A 2,531-nucleotide genomic window follows, 5' to 3' on the forward strand; every position below is an offset into this window, starting at 1 on the left:
AATTCTTTCGACGGAACTATTTTGAGTGTAGCACAAATGACTTTTTTATTTGTCTAGCTTAATTTTACAATCGGCGTATTTATATTTCAATCTATTCAGTAACAACGTGTTCAGTTAAATTTTCAATATCATTCTTTCTGAAAAATGATATTGTTAAAATAATGATAGATATTAATGCTAGAGTTGTTTTGGACAGAAATAAAATTTTTGTAAAATATGTTGTTTTTACCAGAAAGGACTGACTCAGGAAAAACCAAGCTGACTAAGGTATGTTAATATCTTAGAATCAAATATTCACGGTGAATATAAAAAACGACTGGTTATGATTCTAAAATTGCTGTTGTAGGATATTAGAAGATTGCCCATGGAGTAACTAGTTACTAAATAGAGAAAAAATAATCGAAGATTCTTAGCGGAAGTGATTCTGATGCTTCAAACCACGCTTCTAGATATACTCTCTAAATCTAAGGGCTCAAAGGGAAGTCTGTGAAGAGCGAGAGGGAGGAGACATGGTGAGATTCATTTACTATAAGATCCATATGTGTCATTTTTCTACCTACTAATGGCAAAGAAATTTATCGTTAAACGAAAAAAACAAGTGATAAAAAATCACTTGCTTAAGAAGAAAGTTCGTTATTACTGTTTAAAATTTGAAGATTTCGTTTGAAATGATAGGTTAAAAAAAGAGAACGCACATATAGATCCAAGCCGATTGCCAACCACACTCCAGCAATCCCTAAACCCATTAGACTCCCTAAAAGTATTACACCTAGTATTCGTGTGATCCACATCCCAAATGCGGTGCTATATAATGGGGTTTTAGTGTCTCCCATTCCTTGGAGTACTCCTGCTAATATTAGACTGATAGCTAATCCTGGTTGATTAAAAGCGTCAATTTTGAGTGCAATGACAATTTGATTGATTGCCTCAGCATCTGCGGTAAACCAAGGTGCAATATATGGCGTACCAAAAAACAATCCTATACCTAGAATACTTAAAACAATAACACCGTATTTAACCGCATAAAGTGCAACACGTTTTGTTTCAGCATAGTCTTTTTTTCCAATACTATTTCCTGCTAAAGTTGCTGCAGCAGTAGCTAACCCATAGGCTGGCATATAGACAAAACTTTCAATGCTGCCTGCGATGGAGTGAGCTGAATAAGTTTTTGCGCCAATTGCTACGATCACTCCAAAATACAAAACTTGCCCTAACCGCATCACTAAACGTTCTAATGCAGCAGGAAACGATAGTTTTAATAATTCTTGATAATTACTTCGTTGAAAGATTGAGAGTAAAGGGAAAGAAAGAACAGATAAATGTACTTTTCGATATAACAAAATAGTACCTAGTAATCTCGCAACTAACGTTCCTATTGCTGTTCCTACTACACCCAAAGCTGGTATAGGTCCTAAACCAAAAATCAGAATATAATCTAGGGAAATATTTAGAATATTCGTGATAAGTCCAATTTTCATAGGAGTTTTCGTATCACCTATCGCCCTTAATATACTTCCTAATATAATCATTATGGCAATAGCCACCGATCCGCCACCTACTATACTAAAAAATTGTAAGGAATAGTTAAGTGTTTGTTTTGTTGCACCCATTAAGTTTAAGAGTTGTGAACCTATTAGAAGACTCACCAAACCCAGAAATAAACCCGAGACGATTGCTAACAGTAAAGATTGTTTAGCAATTAACTTCGCCTTTTCATTATTTTTTGCTCCAATATTTCTAGAAATCAAAGAAGATGTTCCGATTCCTAAAGCAATAAATACAGCAATATAAACATTTAGTATTGCATTTGCTATCCCAATCCCTGCTACAGCAAATAATCCAATCTGAGAAATCATCAACGAATCAACAAATCCTACAGATGTTTCTAATATATTTTCGACCGTAGCAGGAAGTGCTAACTTAATCAGGTTTTTTTTAACATTCTGGTCATCGTTAGATTCGATTTTCATTGTCTTCATATACAACCACTCAATTCAATTTATTATATTGATTACACGTTTTCGTATTTCTATCTCTCTCATTAAATCAGAACCATCACTCACGTGCATCAATGAATGATCTGCTTGAGCTTCTAAATTAACTTGACTTATCTTTTGAATAGCCGATTGCGCAGAATTTAGCTGAATTAAAATATGGGTATAATATTTATTCGCATTTATTATTCTTTTGATATTGGCTGCTTGTCCTTCAATTTTATTTGGTTTCTTAATCAACTCTTCATATAACCCCAAATCATATATTAATGAGATGCCTCCTGTTCCTATAAATCTATCTCTTCTTTAATAGTATGAGAAAAGTCTACTCTTGTAGATTTAAATTGTCAACAAAAAATTTACAGATGTAAATGATAAGTTGAATAGAGAAAGATATATTATTTTTTTGGTATTCATATAAGGTTAATTATGTATTATCACAAAATGATTGTTGCCGAATAACTAAAAGTGTCAAAACAATGATGAAATCATTTAGTTCTTATAAATTAGACAAGAGAAAATAAATATTCCATATCT

The 2,531-nt window shown here is 32.7% G+C and carries 2 protein-coding genes; both read right to left on the minus strand.

Going from position 1 to position 2,531, the window contains the following annotated elements; translation table 11 throughout:
* Positions 1–617: 617 nt before the first annotated feature.
* Complete coding sequence (locus tag Q0977_RS18115; RefSeq protein WP_299516537.1) at positions 618–1,979, minus strand: MATE family efflux transporter; 1,362 nt, start codon at positions 1,977–1,979, stop codon at positions 618–620.
* A gap of 15 nt (positions 1,980–1,994) precedes the next feature.
* Positions 1,995–2,234 (minus strand): metal-sensing transcriptional repressor, encoded by a 240-nt coding sequence (locus tag Q0977_RS18120; RefSeq protein ID WP_299516539.1) that lies wholly within the window; start codon positions 2,232–2,234, stop codon positions 1,995–1,997.
* Positions 2,235–2,531 lie beyond the last annotated feature (297 nt).

It is taken from the genome of uncultured Rummeliibacillus sp., assembly GCF_934216135.1.
Taxonomy (GTDB): domain Bacteria; phylum Bacillota; class Bacilli; order Bacillales_A; family Planococcaceae; genus Rummeliibacillus.